We start from the raw sequence: 16,523 nt of genomic DNA, 5'->3' as shown, positions 1-16,523 counted from the left end.
TCTCGACGCTACCCGAGCAGTTCGGGCAACTGCACCGGTTCGCCTCGCAGGTGATCTCCCAGGAATGCCGTGACCACCTGGTACCAGATCTTGGCGTGCTGCGGCGACAGCACCCAGTGGTTCTCCGTCGGGTAGTACAGGAACCGGTGCGGGCTTTCGCCGTTCGCGTCGGCGGGCAGCCCCGAATCGCTGAGTAGCTCGTACCACAGCCGCAGCGCCTCGCCGATCGGTACGCGATAGTCCTTGTCGCCGTGGATGACCAACATCGGGGTGGCGATGTCGGCGACGAACCGGTGTGGTGAATTGCGCTGGGCCATATCGGGCGTCATCTCCCGGGCCCACCAGTACGCACCGTCGGTGGTGGGGCCGAACTGGTCCAGCGCCCACAGGCTGGCATGCGTGACGATGGCGCCGAACCGATCGGTGTGCCCGGCGATCCAATTGGCCATGTAGCCGCCGAACGACCCGCCCATCGCAGCGGTGCGCGAGGCATCGACGCGTGGATGCGCGCATGCGGCATCTGTCGCCGCCATCAGGTCGGTGTACGGATCGCCGCCCCAGGCGCCCCAACCGCGTGCGATGAAGTCCTGGCCGTAGCCGGTGGACAGCCCCGGGTCCGGCATCAACACGGCATACCCGCGGGCCGTGAGCAGCCACGGGTTCCACCGCCAGTGCCAGCTGTTCCAGCTGCCCAACGGGCCGCCGTGAATCCACAGCACGAGCGGAGCCGGCTCGTCACCTTCGGGCAGGGTGAGCCAGGACCGGATCGGCGTGCCGTCGGCGGCGGTCGCCGTCACCTCGGTCACCGTGCCGGGCAGTTCGGGTGCCTCGAGGCACGGCAGCGCGGTGACCGTGCCGTCCCGGTCGATTCGGACCGGATGCGGCGGCGCGGCATACGAGCTGCGCAACGCATAGATCACCCCGCCGGGCGCGGGACACACATCGGTGTAGGTGAAGTCATCGTCGGTCAGCTGGGTGACCGCACCGGATACGGGGTCGACGGAGAAGATCGGGCCACGGCCGCCGTCGTCGGCCGTCACGATCAGCGCCGACGAATCCGGTGCCCAGGCCACCGAGGACGGCCAGCGGTCCCAGTCGCCGGTCAACTCCACGGGATCCTCACCGAACTGCATGCAGCACAACGTGATCCGCGGCGGCGCGGCGGGAGTGGAATGGGTTTCCCTGGTGAAGGCCACCGCGCTGCCGTCCGGAGCGATCGCGGGGCGTTCCAGGTCCGCGCCGGGTTCCTGGACGATGGTGGTGCGTTCGCCGGTGACCCGGTCGATGCGCACCAGGACCACCCGCAGGGCGGTGCCCGGGCCCGGCTCCTGCCAGGACGTCACCACGAATCCGCCGTCGGCGCTGAGATCGAAGGTCGTCTCGCGCAGCGCCGCGCCCGGGTCGGCGGTCAGGTCCTGTTGTCCGTCGGCGTCGAAGAGGTGGGGTTGGTCCGGGCCGAGGTCGTGATCCCAGTGCCGGACCGGGTAGCCGGTGTGCAGGATCGCCGACACCTTGGTGTCCTTGCGCGCGTCGCGCTTGGCCTTGTCGTCGTCGACTCCGGCCGACGACGGCAACAGGGGTGCGGCCACCACGGTGGCGTCGGCTGCCCGGGCGCTTGCCGCGCCCGCGACACCACCGGGCATCGTCAGCACCTCGTATGCCTCACCGCCGGTCGCGGGAAGGCGCCACAGTGCCGCCGGCGGTTTGTCCTCGCCGTCCCCGGGGCGCACCGCGAGGAACAACACGTCACCCCCGGCGGTGAACACCGGCGCGGACTCCCCCTTGACCCCATGCGTCAGCCGGCGCGCGGGTTCGGCTCCGGCGGGATCCAATTCCCATATGGCGCTGAGGAATTCGGTTTTCTTTTCGTTGAGAGTGCTGACCGTCGTGGCCAGCCGCGAGCCGTCGGGCGAAACCGCGAGACCAGATACCCGGGGCAAGGCGAGGTAGTCGTCGAGATCGTCAAACACCGTCATGGCTCCCCACCGTAACGGCGCGGCCCGCACCGGAGTCCGGTACGGGCCGCTTGTCCTGCTCATCCCAGTCTGGTTCAGGACACCTTGATGACCTGGCCGGTGACGTCGGTGCGCACCTGCTTGCTGCTGCGCTCACCCTTGACGTTGATGAAGATGATGACGTTCGCGTCGAACGGGATGTTGCGTTTGATGCTCACCGTCTGGACCTCACCATCCTTGATCTCGCTTGCCGCCACCGCGCCGTCGATCGCCGTGGCGATCGCGCTCGTGGGCACGTCTGTGATGGCGAACAGATTCTGCTGCAGCGCCTCGGTGTCCTCGTCGTAGTCGATCGGCCGAGACGGCCCGACCGTACCGGAGGTGTAGCTCCACTGATTGAGTTCGGTCGGGGCATTCGGGTCGATGGCCTCGACGCTGAGCACACCCGGCGCGATGCTGACCTCGACGACCTGCATCGGGTTCGCACCGACCTTGTCCGCGATCGCCGCATACGCGTTGTCGATGCCCTCGGCGGTGAACAGGTTGCCCGACACCGCTTCGGTGATCTTCTCCGTGCCCGAGGTGACGACCTTCTCGGCCGCACCGGCGGCCGCATCCCTGATCTCGGTGACCTTCGAGCAACCGCTCAATGCGGACACGGCAAAGACAGCTGCGCCCAGCGCGATACCGAAGCGGTTGAGTTTCATGGGACCTCTCATTCATTCCATCCGGGCACCTTCAGCACCGGGAACCTGTGCAAAGACTGTGCAGACGCTGGAAGGCTACCGATCCCAACTCCGATCACGGCGAGCCACCTCACCTGGCCCCGGCTAGATTCGAGCGATGGCACAGTCCGTCCTCGTCATCGGCGCGGGTATCACCGGCCTGGCTACCGCAGTCGCATTGCAGCAGCAAGGGTTCGACGTCCGCGTGGCCGAGGCACGCCGGGACGTCACCCCCGGTGCGGGAATCAGCCTCTGGCCCAACGCGTTGGCCGCACTCGATGAGATCGGGCTCGGCGATCAGGTGCGCGATGCGGGCGGCCGGGTGACCACGGGAGCGCTGCGTCGGTCCGGCGGAGCCTGGTTGCGCCGGCCGGCGGCGCAACGGTTCACCCGGGCGCTGGGCGAACCGCTGGTGGTGATCAGACGCGCAGCCCTGACCGAGATCCTCGCCGGCGCGCTGGCTCCGGGCACGGTCCATTACGAGCTCACCGCCGACACGATCGACATCGGCGCCTCGGACGTGCGGGTCACGTTCACCGACGGCACGGTCCGCGAGGCGGCCGGTCTGGTCGGCGCCGACGGTGTCGACTCCGTGGTGGCCCGACATCTGAATGGGCCTCTGCCCCGTCGCTACACCGGCTACACCGCGTGGCGCGCGGTGGCCGCCTGCCCGCTCGATCCCGATCTGTCAGGCGAAACACTGGGCGCCGGCTCACAGGTCGGGCACGTGCCGCTCGGCGACGACCACACGTATTGGTTCGCCACCCAGCGCGTACCACGCGGACAGACCACACCCGATGGGGAGTTGGCCCACCTGAAACGGCACTTCTCATCATGGTCGGAGCCGATCCCGACGCTACTGGCCACGACCGATGCCGATCAGGTGCTCCGAAACGACCTCTACGACCGCGCCCCCGCCCGCACCTGGGCCCGCGGTCCCGTAGTGATCGCCGGGGACGCCGCCCATCCGATGCGCCCACATCTGGGCCAGGGCGGCTGCCAGGGACTCGAAGACGCCGCCATCCTGGCCGCCCTCGCGGCCAGAGGCCCGGATCTGGGGCGCGCGTTCTCCCGGTTCGCGGCCCTGCGCCGCAAGAGGGTCATGACGATCGTGCGGGAGGCACAGTTGGTCGGCCGGGTGGTGAACCTACGTCCGCCGGCACTCGGTGCCGCGGCCACCCGGGCTTCCGTACTGGTGCCCGAGTACGTGTTGACCCGGCACCTGGCCTCGATCGCCGGGCGCGGGGCTTTCACCCCGGTGCGCTGAGCTCAGTGCGGCACGCCGAAGGCTCCCAGCGGGTCCAGGAAGGTCGTGCAGATCCGGCGTAGGTCGAAAATGCCCAGCACCGCGCCGGGACGTACGGCCTGGCAACCGGTCGGTGCACCGGGCGCCGCCCAACCTGCCGGCACCCCACCTCGGACGCCGCACTTGGGCCAGGCCCCGATCCCCTGGGTGGCCAGGACGTTCTCGGCCACCCGTATCTGCTCCTCACGGGAGGCCGAGGCGGGCGATCCGATGCCGCCGTGCGAGGCCCAGGTGGTGGGCTTGAACTGAAGACCGCCGTACTGGCCGTTGCCGGTATCGGTGGACCAGTTGCCACCCGATTCGCAGTCCGCGATCGCATCCCAGTTCACCGTGTCCGCACCGGCGGTCGCCGTGACGGCGAACGTGGGTGCCAGCATGAGGCCCGCCGACGTCGCAGCAAGCCAGAAAGCCCTGGTTAACGCCATTCGTATGGTCATCTCACGGCCCTTCCCCGACCTTTGACACCAAGGACCACTGCAGATGCCGATCACGTTCATGCAACTGTGCGGTCACTAATGGGTTCGTGTGACCAACGTCACCCGTTACAGGGGAGGCTGAAGTTTCTTCGGAGGTTGTCGGGGCGGGAGTAACCGGAGGGCCTTCTGATGAAACAGAAGCGGTGCCGGGCAGAGGCCCGGCACCGCTTCGTATCAAGTTGTCAATTGCTCACGCGGTGAGCAGCCCGGTACTAGCCGCGCTTGCCGCACACCGGCCAGGCACCGATGCCCTGGCTGCGCAGCACGTTCTCGGCAACCCGGATCTGCTCCGAGCGCGAGGCCTGATGCGGCGAACCCGAGCCGCCGTTGGCGCGCCAGGTGCCCATGTTGAACTGCAGGCCACCGTAGTACCCGTTACCGGTGTTGATCGCCCAGTTGCCGCCCGACTCGCAGGCGGCGACGGCGTCCCAGTTAACGCTGTCCGCATTGGCGGTACCGGCACCCAGTGCCACGGGAGCCACAGCCAGTGCTCCAGCAATGATGCCCAGCCCAAACGTCTTGCGGATGTTCTTCACTTGATTCCTCTCGCCAAGCGCGCACCATCAACACCCGCCCAGGCGGGTGCGGAAGCCTGAATCCAGGCCGGAGGGGTTGGTTCGCGCCGTCTCGGTCAGGCACGAAAGGGAGGGCCACAGTGCCCGGCCCGGGATCAGACCCAGGCCCCCGCGTCGGGCGTAATCGCCACCGCGGCCCCACTCACACGCAGGTTCTTGGTGTTGAAATTATTTGCTCCGTGTCGGAGACGCTTTGGACCGTACAAAGGTCTCGAAGAGAAGTCATCCCGATGTAGAAGCGATCGCGGAAAGATCACGGACAGATAACGAGACACTGAACGAATCGTTTGCGCAGGTCAACGCAGGGCTACCGCCGTTACCGTTTCGTGATCGGTGTAAACGGAACGTGAGCGAGATCACGCATTTTTTGTGAGCTGGCCCACTTGATTTGGGTACAGCAACACCGTCACCAATGGTCGGCGATGACAAAAAGCGCTGGTAGATGCCATCGGCGAGTGTCATCAAGGACCGCAGCGCGCGAATCCGTTCGCTACGGCTCCCCACCGCCCCGAAACCAGAACATGATCCAAATACACTGGAACACAACGACTATCGCGCATGTCAGGCGCTGCAACCAGGCTGGGCCGCAGTGGGCCCAACGCCTACGATGTCGACGCGGCGGAGTCCAAAATGACTCCGCCACAATTAATCTCACCAGGCCGCCGAGAAGCGTCAGACCGCCCAGCCAACCCGGTTCCGTCTCAGGTAATCCATAGGTTTCGGCAAAGCATGCGGTCAGGGGAATTTTGTCGGGAATTCAGCACGGCCGGGCGCACGCATCAGCGAATAGCGCGCAACATTTCGACAGCCGGCGCGAGACCGAATCATCCTGGACACCAGTGGATTTCGCGCGCCAGTCGGGCTCCTCCATCGCTGACGGTTCCCGAATTCACCCCGCTTCCAGGGCCCCGAATAGGGGGAAATAATCGATCAATTATCTCGAAACGATAAATTGGGCCCAGTTCGCGCGTTAATTCACAATTTGCTGCGCCCGAGATGACCGAATAGGCCGGCGCTCAAGGCAGGTCGGCCGCGGTGTTGACGTTGGTCAGTGCGCGCTGCGGCGCCATCACGATCCGTTGCGTGTCGACAGACTCGGCCAGCGACCGCATGCTGCGCCGGCCGTCGCGCACCAGGGCGGCAATCCGTTCGGTGAGCGAGCTGCGGTAGATCCCCGCCAGATAGTGGTCCCTACCGTCCCACGGCAGCACGATATCGGCAGGTAACCGCTCTGCGGAGGCCGCCAGGGTGTCGATCAGATCCGCCGACAGATACGGCATGTCCACCGCGCACACGAAGGCGCGGTCGAGGCCGGCCTCCGCGACGGCACGCAGCCCGCGACCCGTCGCCACCAGCGGCCCGACACCAAGCACCTCGTCGCGCAGTATCTCGGCGCTCAGTGCGGGTAGCGGCTGACCGGGCGCGGCGATGACGAAAACCGGTGAGCAGCGCGTGCTCACCGCGGCGACCACATGCTCGACCATCGTCGAGCCGTCGAACGGCAGCGTCGCCTTGTCACGCCCCATACGACGCGAAGCCCCGCCCGCCAGAACTACCGCGGCGAGCGGGGCTGTACTCAGGTTGCTTCTGTGAGCAGGGTCAGTGCGATTAGCGCAACTAGTCGACGGTCCACGTGTCTTTGCCACGCAGCAAGGATTGCAGAGCTGCGGTGTCGTGGGGCTTGGATTCGATGGCCGTGTTGACCTGCTGACGCGCGGCGTCGTCGTAGGTGGGTCGGCTGACCTTGCGGAAGATACCCATCACCATGTGATCGAGGTTCTGCTCGCTCAACCGCGACAGCGCGAATGCGTAGGCAGGGTCATCGATCTCGGCGTTGTGCACCACGATGTCGTCGGCCGCGACGTCTGCGGTCTTGGCGACCTCCAGGCCGTACCCGGACTTGACCACGCAGTACTCGCCATCGACACCGAACTTGATCGGCTCCCCGTGGCTGACGTTGATCAGCCGCTCCTCGGCGCCTTCCTTGCGGAGCGCGTCGAACGATCCGTCGTTGAAGATCGGGCAGTCCTGCATGATCTCCACCAGTGCGGCACCGCGGTGCTCGGCTGCGCCGCGCAGCACCTCGGACAGACCCTTGCGGTCGGAGTCCAGCGCACGGCCGACGAACGTGGCCTCGGCACCCAGCGCCAGCGACACCGGGTTGAACGGGTAGTCCAGTGAGCCCATCGGGGTCGACTTGGTGACCTTGCCGACCTCGGAGGTGGGCGAGTACTGACCCTTCGTCAGGCCGTAGATCCGGTTGTTGAACAGCAGGATCGTGATGTTGATGTTGCGGCGCAGCGCGTGGATCAGGTGGTTGCCACCGATCGACAGCGAGTCACCGTCACCGGTGACGACCCACACCGACAGGTCCGGACGGGCCAGCGCGAGTCCGGTGGCGATGGTCGGGGCGCGACCGTGGATCGAGTGGAAGCCGTAGGTCTCCAGGTAGTAGGGGAACCGGCTGGAGCAGCCGATGCCGCTGATGAACGCGATGTTCTCGCGCTTGAGACCCAACTCCGGCAGGAAGTTGCGGATGGTGTTGAGGATGACGTAGTCACCGCAACCCGGGCACCAGCGGACCTCCTGGTCACTGGTGAAGTCCTTGCCCTTCTGCGGCTGGTCGGTGGTGGGGACCAGGGCGTTCTTGGTCAGAGGAGTCAGGCCCAGGTCTTGATGGTCTGTGCCGATCAGATCAGTCATGCGTTCGCTCCCACACCGCTCGCGTCAGATGCTTCAACCTCGATGGTGGCCGCCGCCAACCGGGCGAATTTGGCCTTGTCGTTTTCCTTCTCACCGAGCGTGCCGTCAAGGGCCGCGTCGATGATGCCCTCCACCTCGTCGGCGAGGAAGGCCATGCCCTCCACCTTGGTCACCGACTGAACGTCGACCAGGTACATGCCGCGCAGCAGCAGCGCCAACTGTCCGAGGTTCATCTCCGGTACCACCACCTTCGGGTAGCGGCGCAGCACCTCCCCGAGGTTGGCCGGGAAGGGGTTGAGGTGGCGCAGATGGGCCTGGGCGACCTTGATGCCCTTGCGCCGGGCCCGCCGGCAAGCCTCACCGATCGGTCCGTAGCTGCTACCCCAACCCAGCATCAGCAGTTCGGCATCGCCGTTGGGGTCGTCGACCTCCAGATCGGGCACCTTGATACCGCCGATCTTCTCCTGGCGCAGCCGCACCATGAGGTCGTGGTTCTTGGGCTCGTAGGAGATGTTGCCCGAACCGTTGGCGGCCTCAAGGCCACCGATCCGGTGCTCCAGGCCCGGCGTGCCGGGCACCGCGAACTGGCGGGCCAGGGTCTCGGGATCGCGCGCGTAGGGAGCGAACGGCTCGCCGGACTTGGCGAACTTGTGCTCGATCGGCGGGTAGGTGCTGATGTCCGGGATCTGCCAGGGCTCAGAGCCGTTCGCGACCGCACCGTCGGACAGGATGATGACCGGGGTGTGGTAATCGACCGCGATGCGCGAGGCCTCCACGGCGATGTCGAAGCAGTCCGACGGCGACTTCGGCGCCAGGATCGCGACCGGTGACTCGCCGTTGCGGCCGAACAGCGCCTGCAACAGGTCGGCCTGCTCGGTCTTGGTCGGCAGACCAGTCGACGGGCCGCCACGCTGCACGTCGATGATGAGCAGCGGCAACTCGGTCATCACCGCCAGGCCGATGGCCTCGGACTTGAGCGAGACACCGGGACCGGAGGTGCTGGTGACGCCCAGCGCGCCGCCGTAGGAGGCGCCGATAGCCGCGCCGATACCGGCGATCTCGTCCTCGGCCTGGAAGGTCAGGACGTTAAAGTTCTTGTGCTTGGACAGCTCGTGGAGGATGTCCGACGCCGGGGTGATCGGGTAGGTACCCAGCACCACCTGGATCTGGGCCAGATGTCCGGCGGCCACGATGCCGTAGGCCAGCGCGGTGTTACCCGAGATCTGACGGTATTCACCCGACTTCAGCTTGGCCGGCGACACCTCGTAGGTGGTGGCGAATGCCTCGGTGGTCTCGCCGTAGTTCCAGCCGGCCTTGAGCGCCAGGACGTTGGCCTCGGCCACGTCGGGCTTGCGGGAGAACTTCTCCCGGATGAACGCCTCGCTGTGCTCGAGCTCGCGGCCGTACATCCACGAGAGCAGACCGAGGGCGAACATGTTCTTGGCGCGCTGGCCGTCCTTCTTGGTGGCACCGATCGCCTCGACGGCGCCCAGGGTCAGCGTCGTCATCGCGACGGACGTCACCACGTAGTCGGACAACGTGTCATCCTCTAGCGGATTGTTGTCGTATCCGACCTTGGCGAGGTTGCGCTTGGTGAACTCATCGGAGTTGGCGATGATCAGACCGCCGCGGGGCAGATCCGAGACGTTGGCCTTGAGCGCTGCCGGGTTCATCGCCACGAGCACGTCGGGACGGTCACCGGCGGTGAGGATGTCGTAGTCGGCGATCTGGATCTGGAACGACGAGACCCCGGGCAGGGTGCCCTGTGGCGCGCGGATCTCGGCGGGATAGTTCGGCTGGGTAGCCAGGTCGTTGCCGAACAGCGCAGCTTCAGAAGTGAAGCGGTCGCCGGTCAACTGCATACCGTCGCCGGAGTCGCCGGCGAAGCGGATGACTACCTTCTCGAGCTTCTGCCGCGGCGCGGCGCCATTGCCGTTGCCGTTCTCACCCACGGCTACCGCCTTTCACACGTACTTTGACCACGTCTTTCCGGGCCGCTGCCATGTGACGCGCTGCCGGATCGAACGTCCACCGAATTTTGATGTCACTACCAGTACCGATTATTGCACTGCTCTTAGGCTGCACTTCACCGCGCCGTCCCTCGACACGCGGGTGGGTTCTCGATGAAGGTGCTGTTCGTGGGCGTGAAGAAGCCCCTTTTGAGACAAAACTGTGGTTTTCGTCACGTTTAGGAGAACGTCATTCTCTAAGGAAAATGCTACCGGCCGGTAGCTCTCTGCTAGCACCGGCAAGCGCGTACTTGACACTTGTCGAGTTTAGGCCCCGACGTGCGCTTACGCCCGGTCGGGTGTCCCGGCGTGAACCCGCTTGTCCAATTCCCTGGCTACCAGTTCGCTGGCCGATTCCGCGGCGCGGTGCGGATCGCGGCCTGCCGCACGGTGCGCGACATAGCAGGCGGTGAACATGTCCCCCGCCCCGGTGGTCTGGACATCCAGAACCCGCCAGGCGGCCGGCACGCGCTCCACCGCACCCTCGATATATATGTCGCACCCCTCTGAGCCGTAGGTCACCAGGATCTCCGCGACGCCGAGTCGCTCCGCCGTCGACGCGTCGAACGCGCCGTCGGCCACGATCACTGCCTCGTCCTCGGCAAGCTTGAGGATGTCGACATCGGCCAGCAGGTCCGCGGGAAAGTGACGATCCTCGACCAGCGGCCCCAAGCGGTCGGCGCGCACCAGCCCCTGCCCGTCGTAGGCGACCCGGTGACCTCGTGCCGACAGCGCGGCCAGCGTGCCGGCCGGGAAATCGGTGCGCAGCAACGGGGCCAGGTGCACCCACGTCGTCGCCGGATCAGCAGCTTCGACGTCCGCGGCGGTCCACACCGGGCCGATCGCCTGCACCCCCATGTGCCGGTGATCAGTGTCGTCGTAGTCGAGGCTGAACGAACTCGTCACGTCCGAGGGCAGGATCTGCACCAGCGACCCGAACCGCGCGCGCAGCCCGTCGAACAGGGCGTGATCGCGTTCGGCGCCCATCGCGATGATCCGACCGGGCCCGCCCGCCGCCTGCAGCGCCACTCCGGCGAACGACGCGCATCCCCCCGGGCTCGGCGGCGCCCCGTTGATGATGTCGATCGCGAGGTTGCCGAGCACGGTTACCCCAGGGACTAGCTCTCGTGGCATGGATGAAGTCTCCCGGTCTGGGCGATCGCCGCGCGCCCCGACCCCGCCCGATCCCGCACCCGTCATCTAAATGTGATGCATGTCACACATCGATATGTGGAATGCCACGGCCCGGATCCGCCTTCAAATCACATAGATAGTCAATGTTGTGACGAAGGGTTTTGCGAAATGCGTGTGGATTCGAGAACGAGACTTCTCCTCTGTACCGCCGGCTCGGCAGCCGCGGCAATCATGGCGGTACTGGGGCTCCAAACGAACCAGATCGACAGCACACTCGACATGTCCGTGCCCGCGGCCGAACCCACCATGCACTTCGGCGAGACCGTGACCCAATCCGCACCGCCATCACAGCCCGATACTCCTGCTGCCACACCGCCGGTCAAGGCCACGCCGGCCCCCACCGCCGAGCCCGGATAAACCGAAGTGCTCACGCCGGCAGGTTGTACGGCGTGATCACCTGAATGGGTACGGGGCGGACCGGCTCCCCCGGCAATGCACCGTGCTGCTGCAGGATCAACCGCATGGCGAGTCGCGCGTCGGCCCGCAGGTCGTTGTGCAGCACCACCGAGATCCTGCCTTCCCGCAGCAATCTGCGGTTGTCGGCATCGAGATCGTGGGCGACGAAGACCCGACACTGTCGTCCGAGTTTCTCGAACGCCGCGACCGTGGCCGCGTTGCCGCCGCCTGGCGAATAGACCGCCTCCACCGACGGGTGACGCTCCAGCGCGTCGAGCACCAGCCGTTCGTTGGTCGCGTCGATGCCGTCGCTGTCGGTGACCTCGACGACCACACGGCCCGAGCCGCGCAGCCCCGACCGGAATCCGACCTCGCGCTCGCCCTCACCACGAAACACCGTGCGGCTCAGGGTGATCAATACCGCCGAGGGGGTGGGGCCCAACCATTGCTCGATCAGGTAGGCCGCGGTCGCACCGGCTCCGTGGTTGTCGATACCGACGTACGCACTGCGGGCGCTGGCGGGAATGTCGGTCGTGTAGGTCACCACCGGAACCCCGGCGGCGACGAGGTGGTCCACAGCCTCGGCCACCTCGGGTTCGTCGGCCGCCTTGAGCACCACCCCGTGGCTGCCGCGAATGCCCGCCAAGGTGTCGACCATCTGAGCGGTCGACCCGGATTCCCAGAGGTGGAAGCGGGCCCGCAACATGGCCGGCGCGAACGTGGGCAACTCGGCCTCGACAGCCGCCCGGAACGCGTCGGAGAACCGCCGGGGGGTCTGCATGACCACGTCGATCAGATAGCGACGCCCGTTGAGCCGCAACTGTGCCCGTTGCTTGTCCAGGTCGGCGATCGCTTGGCGCACCTCGGCTCGGGTGTTCTCACGCACACCCGGGCGGTCGTTGAGCACCCGGTCCACCGTGGCCTCACTCAAGCCACACTGCTGAGCGATCTCACGGACCTTGTATCGGTGCGCCACCTGCGACCTCCCGCGCCTGCTGATGGTTTTTTGATGGCTTTTTGCCGTTGATTGTGCCACAAGACACAGCAAGACTAGCTGCCATGACCACGACATTGCGGACATCGCGCACCGGGCACCGGGCCTGGATCGAGGAGGCGGACTGCTCACTCGACGACTTCCGCGCCCGGGTGTCCCGCACCACCGACCCCGCCGACTACCCGCTGGCCGCTGATATCCGGCACAACGTCCCGGTGTACTCGGCCGCGACCATCGCCGACGCCGACCGCCGTGGGCTGCAGGCCGAGTTGATCAGCGTGTTGGCCGACGGCCCGGGCGTCGTGGTGTTCGAGGGTGCCTTCGATGAGGACGTCGTCGACCGGGCCGGCGCCGCGTTCGCCGCGCTGATCCAAGCCCAACGCGCCGAAGGCGCCGCCGCAGGCGACCATTTCGGCAAGGCCGGCGCCAACGACCGCATCTGGAACGCCGCCCAGAAGCTGGCCCTGCACTCCCCCGACGTGTACGCCCACTACTACGCCAACGACGCGCTCGCACTCGTCTCACAGGCCTGGCTGGGCCCGCGCTACCAGGTCACCTCCCAGGTCAACGTCGTCAATCCCGGTGGCGCCGCGCAAGTTCCGCACCGCGACTACCATCTCGGTTTCGTCACCCTGGACCAGCTGGCCGACTACCCCGCACACCTGCACCGGCTGTCGCCGGCGATGACGCTGCAGGGCGCGGTCGCGCACTGTGACATGCCGCCGGCCAGTGGGCCGACCATGCTGTTGCCCTACTCGCAGACGTTCGAGGCCGGGTACATCGCGTTCTACCGGCCGGAGTTCATCGAGTTCTTCGCCACTCACCAGGTTCAGGTGCCGCTGGCCAAGGGTGACGCGGTCTTCTTCAATCCGGCGCTCTATCACGGCGCGGGCACCAACACCTCGACCGATATCCGGCGGATGGCCAACCTGCTGCAGATCTCCTCGCCGTTCGGACGCGCGATGGAAGCACTCGACCGCACCTCCATGGTTCGCGCCGTGTACCCCGCCCTCCTGGCGATGAAGGCCGCGGGCCGCTCCGAGCGAGAGCTGGCCAACGCCGTCAACGCCACCGCCGAGGGTTACGCGTTCCCGACGAATCTCGACCGGGACCAACCCATCGGCAGCCTGGCCCCGCCCAGCCAGGTCGACACCGTGCTGGCCGCACTGGCCGGCGACCTGACCCCCGAACAACTCGACACCATCCTCGATCAGCAGCAAGAACGGAGAACCCCATGACCACACTCGGCGTTATCGGACTGGGCCGCATCGGCGCGTTCCACACCGAAACACTTTCCGCCCTCGATGGTTTGGACGGGCTGGTGATCACCGACGAGCGCACTGACGTAGCCGCCGCGGTGGCCGCCAAGCACGGCGCCAAGGCCGTCGACACCGTCGAGGAACTGTTGTCCTCGGGCGTGGACGGAGTGGTGGTGGCCGCCGCCACACCGGCGCACGCCGAGCTGACATTGGCCGCCGTCGAGCGCGGCATCCCGACCTTCTGCGAAAAGCCGATCGCCTCCACCGCCGTGGAGAGCGCGCGGGTGGCCGAGACCATCGCGCGATCCGGTGTGCCCGTGCAGGTCGGATACCAGCGCCGCTTCGATGCCGCCTTCGCCGCGGCCAAGCGTGCGGTCGACGACGGGTCGCTGGGCATCCTGCACACGGTGCGCAGCACCACGATGGACCCGGCTCCCCCGCCGCTGGACTACATCAAGGGCTCCGGCGGAATCTTCCGTGACTGCGCCGTACACGATTTCGACATCATTCGCTGGATCACCGGCCAGAACGCGGTCGAGGTGTACGCCACCGGATCCGTTCAGGGCGACCCCCTGTTCGCCGAGTACGGCGACGTCGACACCGCCGCGGTGATCGTGCGGTTCGACGGGGGCGCACTGGGCGTCGTGTCGAATGCCCGCTACAACGCCCGCGGATACGACTGCCGCCTTGAGGTGCACGGGTTCAACGACAGTGTGGCCGCCGGCTGGGACCAGGGTGTGCCGATCCGAAATGTGGATCCGGCCAACACATTCCCGGCCGGTCCCGCGCACAATTTCTTCATGGACCGCTTCACCGAAGCGTTCCGCACGGAGCTGGCCGGCTTCGTGGAAGTAGCCAAGGGCGCACCGGTCGCCGGCGCCACCGTGGCCGACGCCGTCGAGGTGGCCTGGCTGGCCGAGGCCGCCACCGAGTCCCTGCGCCGGGGCGCCCCGGTGCGCATCGAGGAGGTTCGCAACGCATGAGCGCCACCATCAAAATCGCCGGAGCGCCGATCTCGTGGGGCGTGTGCGAGGTTCCCGGCTGGGGTCATCAACTCGATCCCGAACGCGTGCTCACCGAGATGCGCGACACCGGCCTGACCGCCACCGAACTGGGCCCGGAGGGCTTCCTGCCCGCCGACACCGCCGAACTTCAATCCGTGCTGACCCGGCACGGGCTGGCCTGCGTGGGCGGGTTCGTCCCGGTGGTGCTGCACAACGCCGATCACGATCCCGCCGATGACCTTGCCGGACCGCTGGATTCGCTGGTGGCGGCCGGCGCCGGGGTCGTGGTGCTGGCCGCGGCCACCGGATCCGACGGCTACGACTCCCGGCCAGTGCTCGACGATGACCAGTGGGCGATACTGCTGTCCAACCTGGACCGGCTGGCCGCGATCGTCGCCGCGCGCGGCCTGCTCGCGGTGCTGCATCCGCATGTGGGAACCATGGTCGAAACCCGCGACGACGTCGACCGGGTGCTGGCCGGCTCGGCGATCCCACTGTGTCTGGACACCGGGCACCTGTTGATCGGCGGCACCGATCCGCTCGAGCTGGCCAAGGCCGTGCCGAACCGGATCAAGCACACCCACCTGAAGGACGTGGATGCCGTCCTCGCCGCGAAGGTGCAGTCCGGTGAGATCAGCTACACCGATGCCGTAAGGGCCGGGATGTACACGCCCTTGGGCACTGGCGATGTTGACATCGCGGGCATCGTCTCGGTATTGCGGGACAACGGTTTCGACGGATGGTTCGTGATGGAGCAGGACACCATCCTGGATGGCGCACCGGCCGGTGATGGTCCGGTCGCCGACGTGCGCACCAGCGTGGCGTACCTGAAGTCTGTGACCTCGTGACCGGATTGCGCATCGGTGTTCTGGGCGCTTCCCGGATCGCCGAGAAGGCCATCGTCGGACCGGCGTACGAACTCGGCCATCGCTTGGTGGCCGTGGCCGCCCGTGATCCGCAGCGCGCGGCGGCTTTTGCCGAGAAGTACGGCGTGGAACGCGCCGTGGACTCTTACACCGACGTGATCGACGATGCCGAAGTGGACGTCGTCTACAACCCCCTGGCCAACGGATTGCATGCACCGTGGAATCTGGCGGCGATCGCGGCGGGGAAGCCTGTGCTCAGCGAGAAACCTTTCGCGCGCAACAGATCCGAGGCTGCCACGGTTGCCCGGGCCGCCGAAACCGCAGGGGTCACGGTCCTGGAGGGGTTTCATTACTTCTTCCACCCGGTGACACAGCGGGCCTTCAGACTGGCCGCCAGCGGCGAGATCGGCCGACTCACCCGGGTCGAGGTGCGGATGGCGATGCCCGCCCCGGACGACGATGACCCCCGCTGGTCACTGGAACTGGCCGGCGGCGCCCTGATGGACCTCGGCTGCTACGGCATGCACGTCCTGCGGTCGCTGGGCCGTCTGGACGTCGACGGGCTTCGCGGTGCACCGTCCATCCTCGCTGCCCGCGCCGAGCAACGCTCGGCCGATGTCGATGCGACGTGCGATGTGGAGGTGGACTACCCGGGTGGCGCGACCGGGTTGAGCACCAATTCGATGGTGGCACCAGAGTATTCGTTCACCATCAGAATCGTCGGCAGTGAGGGTGAGGTGCTGGTTCACGACTTCATCCGGCCCAACGACGACGACCGGGTCACTGTGCGGACGGCCGCCGGTGAACGCGTCGAGCGACTCGGCACCCGGGCCAGCTACACGTATCAGCTGGAGGCGTTCACCGACCACGTGCAGAACGGCGCGGCACTGCCATTCGGGCTCACCGATGCGGTGACCAACATGGCCTATGTCGACGCCGCGTACCAGGCCGCGGGACTACCGACGCGTTAGTGCCGCGGCGCCGACCGCATTGGTTTTGTCAGACCTGGAACGTTCTAGTGAATCAGGAGTCCTCATGTCGGATCAGCTGATCTGCGGCCA

14 protein-coding genes and 1 pseudogene are annotated in these 16,523 nt (G+C 66.8%); 6 read left to right on the top strand and 9 right to left on the bottom strand.

All coding sequences use genetic code 11. From position 1 onward, the window contains the following. Positions 1-8: 8 nt before the first annotated feature. Both ACWEFV_RS24635 and ACWEFV_RS24630 read right to left on the bottom strand, forming a co-directional pair. The gene (locus ACWEFV_RS24635; protein ID WP_450072104.1) at positions 9-1,976 is read right to left on the bottom strand and encodes an alpha/beta fold hydrolase; all 1,968 of its coding nucleotides are present in this window, start codon (positions 1,974-1,976) and stop codon (positions 9-11) included. A gap of 74 nt (positions 1,977-2,050) precedes the next feature. After that, entirely contained in the window at positions 2,051-2,662 is a 612-nt protein-coding gene (locus ACWEFV_RS24630) for a hypothetical protein (RefSeq protein ID WP_450072103.1), read from the bottom strand. A gap of 136 nt (positions 2,663-2,798) precedes the next feature. Between ACWEFV_RS24630 and ACWEFV_RS24625 the strand changes: the two genes are divergently transcribed. After that, positions 2,799-3,947, top strand: a complete 1,149-nt coding sequence (locus tag ACWEFV_RS24625) for an FAD-dependent oxidoreductase (protein WP_135456340.1) — start codon at positions 2,799-2,801, stop codon at positions 3,945-3,947. Between the two features lie 2 nt (positions 3,948-3,949). Here the strand turns inward: ACWEFV_RS24625 and ACWEFV_RS24620 are convergent, their stop codons facing one another. The 6 genes and pseudogenes from ACWEFV_RS24620 to ACWEFV_RS24595 form a co-directional block, all read right to left on the bottom strand. Then, positions 3,950-4,423, bottom strand: a complete 474-nt coding sequence (locus tag ACWEFV_RS24620; protein WP_450072102.1) for a transglycosylase family protein — start codon at positions 4,421-4,423, stop codon at positions 3,950-3,952. A gap of 251 nt (positions 4,424-4,674) precedes the next feature. Then, positions 4,675-4,908 (bottom strand): annotated as a pseudogene (locus ACWEFV_RS24615) (transglycosylase family protein); the annotation flags it as partial. A 1,145-nt stretch (positions 4,909-6,053) separates the two neighbouring features. Further along, positions 6,054-6,617 carry a molybdenum cofactor guanylyltransferase gene (gene mobA, locus ACWEFV_RS24610; protein WP_450072207.1) on the bottom strand — a complete coding sequence of 188 codons (564 nt, stop codon included), beginning with the start codon at positions 6,615-6,617 and terminating at the stop codon, positions 6,054-6,056. A 37-nt stretch (positions 6,618-6,654) separates the two neighbouring features. Next, positions 6,655-7,740: a 2-oxoacid:ferredoxin oxidoreductase subunit beta gene (locus ACWEFV_RS24605; RefSeq protein ID WP_450072101.1), complete on the bottom strand. Its 1,086-nt coding sequence runs from the start codon at positions 7,738-7,740 to the stop codon at positions 6,655-6,657. Next, positions 7,737-9,692, bottom strand: coding sequence for a 2-oxoacid:acceptor oxidoreductase subunit alpha (locus ACWEFV_RS24600; protein ID WP_135456345.1), 1,956 nt, complete (start codon positions 9,690-9,692; stop codon positions 7,737-7,739). The genes ACWEFV_RS24605 and ACWEFV_RS24600 overlap by 4 nt, the downstream gene beginning before the upstream one ends. Positions 9,693-10,034: 342 nt before the next feature. Further along, positions 10,035-10,883, bottom strand: coding sequence for a PfkB family carbohydrate kinase (locus tag ACWEFV_RS24595; RefSeq protein ID WP_450072100.1), 849 nt, complete (start codon positions 10,881-10,883; stop codon positions 10,035-10,037). A gap of 231 nt (positions 10,884-11,114) precedes the next feature. On the opposite strand from ACWEFV_RS24595, the gene ACWEFV_RS24590 reads away from it, so the two are divergent. Further along, positions 11,115-11,300 carry a hypothetical protein gene (locus tag ACWEFV_RS24590; RefSeq protein WP_135456348.1) on the top strand — a complete coding sequence of 62 codons (186 nt, stop codon included), beginning with the start codon at positions 11,115-11,117 and terminating at the stop codon, positions 11,298-11,300. A 10-nt stretch (positions 11,301-11,310) separates the two neighbouring features. Here the strand turns inward: ACWEFV_RS24590 and ACWEFV_RS24585 are convergent, their stop codons facing one another. Continuing rightward, positions 11,311-12,315: a LacI family DNA-binding transcriptional regulator gene (locus tag ACWEFV_RS24585; protein WP_450072099.1), complete on the bottom strand. Its 1,005-nt coding sequence runs from the start codon at positions 12,313-12,315 to the stop codon at positions 11,311-11,313. Positions 12,316-12,398: 83 nt separating this feature from the next. Between ACWEFV_RS24585 and ACWEFV_RS24580 the strand changes: the two genes are divergently transcribed. From ACWEFV_RS24580 to ACWEFV_RS24565, 4 genes are read left to right on the top strand one after another with little or no spacing between them, the layout of a single operon-like run. Beyond that, entirely contained in the window at positions 12,399-13,571 is a 1,173-nt protein-coding gene (locus ACWEFV_RS24580; protein WP_450072098.1) for a phytanoyl-CoA dioxygenase family protein, read from the top strand. Beyond that, the gene (locus ACWEFV_RS24575) at positions 13,568-14,575 is read left to right on the top strand and encodes a Gfo/Idh/MocA family protein (protein ID WP_450072097.1); all 1,008 of its coding nucleotides are present in this window, start codon (positions 13,568-13,570) and stop codon (positions 14,573-14,575) included. The genes ACWEFV_RS24580 and ACWEFV_RS24575 overlap by 4 nt, the downstream gene beginning before the upstream one ends. Further along, a complete protein-coding gene (locus ACWEFV_RS24570; RefSeq protein WP_450072096.1) occupies positions 14,572-15,444 on the top strand; it encodes a sugar phosphate isomerase/epimerase family protein in 873 nt (290 codons plus the stop codon). Before ACWEFV_RS24575 ends, ACWEFV_RS24570 begins: the two co-directional genes overlap by 4 nt. Continuing rightward, complete coding sequence (locus ACWEFV_RS24565) at positions 15,441-16,433, top strand: Gfo/Idh/MocA family protein (protein ID WP_450072095.1); 993 nt, start codon at positions 15,441-15,443, stop codon at positions 16,431-16,433. The genes ACWEFV_RS24570 and ACWEFV_RS24565 overlap by 4 nt, the downstream gene beginning before the upstream one ends. Positions 16,434-16,523 lie beyond the last annotated feature (90 nt).

It is taken from the genome of Mycobacterium sp. NPDC004974, assembly GCF_053600815.1.
The sequence above is the reverse complement of the archived record's forward strand: the minus strand, read 5'-3'. Positions and strand labels throughout refer to the sequence as shown.

What these genes read in the sequence shown, in the direction of transcription:
- ACWEFV_RS24635 (WP_450072104.1), bottom strand. Translation starts at nt 1,976, where the DNA reads ATGACGGTGTTTGACGATCTCGACGACTACCTCGCCTTGCCCCGGGTA.
- ACWEFV_RS24630 (WP_450072103.1), bottom strand. Translation starts at nt 2,662, where the DNA reads ATGAAACTCAACCGCTTCGGTATCGCGCTGGGCGCAGCTGTCTTTGCC.
- ACWEFV_RS24625 (WP_135456340.1), top strand. Translation starts at nt 2,799, where the DNA reads ATGGCACAGTCCGTCCTCGTCATCGGCGCGGGTATCACCGGCCTGGCT.
- ACWEFV_RS24620 (WP_450072102.1), bottom strand. Translation starts at nt 4,423, where the DNA reads ATGACCATACGAATGGCGTTAACCAGGGCTTTCTGGCTTGCTGCGACG.
- ACWEFV_RS24605 (WP_450072101.1), bottom strand. Translation starts at nt 7,740, where the DNA reads ATGACTGATCTGATCGGCACAGACCATCAAGACCTGGGCCTGACTCCT.
- ACWEFV_RS24595 (WP_450072100.1), bottom strand. Translation starts at nt 10,883, where the DNA reads ATGCCACGAGAGCTAGTCCCTGGGGTAACCGTGCTCGGCAACCTCGCG.
- ACWEFV_RS24590 (WP_135456348.1), top strand. Translation starts at nt 11,115, where the DNA reads ATGGCGGTACTGGGGCTCCAAACGAACCAGATCGACAGCACACTCGAC.
- ACWEFV_RS24580 (WP_450072098.1), top strand. Translation starts at nt 12,399, where the DNA reads ATGACCACGACATTGCGGACATCGCGCACCGGGCACCGGGCCTGGATC.
- ACWEFV_RS24575 (WP_450072097.1), top strand. Translation starts at nt 13,568, where the DNA reads ATGACCACACTCGGCGTTATCGGACTGGGCCGCATCGGCGCGTTCCAC.
- ACWEFV_RS24570 (WP_450072096.1), top strand. Translation starts at nt 14,572, where the DNA reads ATGAGCGCCACCATCAAAATCGCCGGAGCGCCGATCTCGTGGGGCGTG.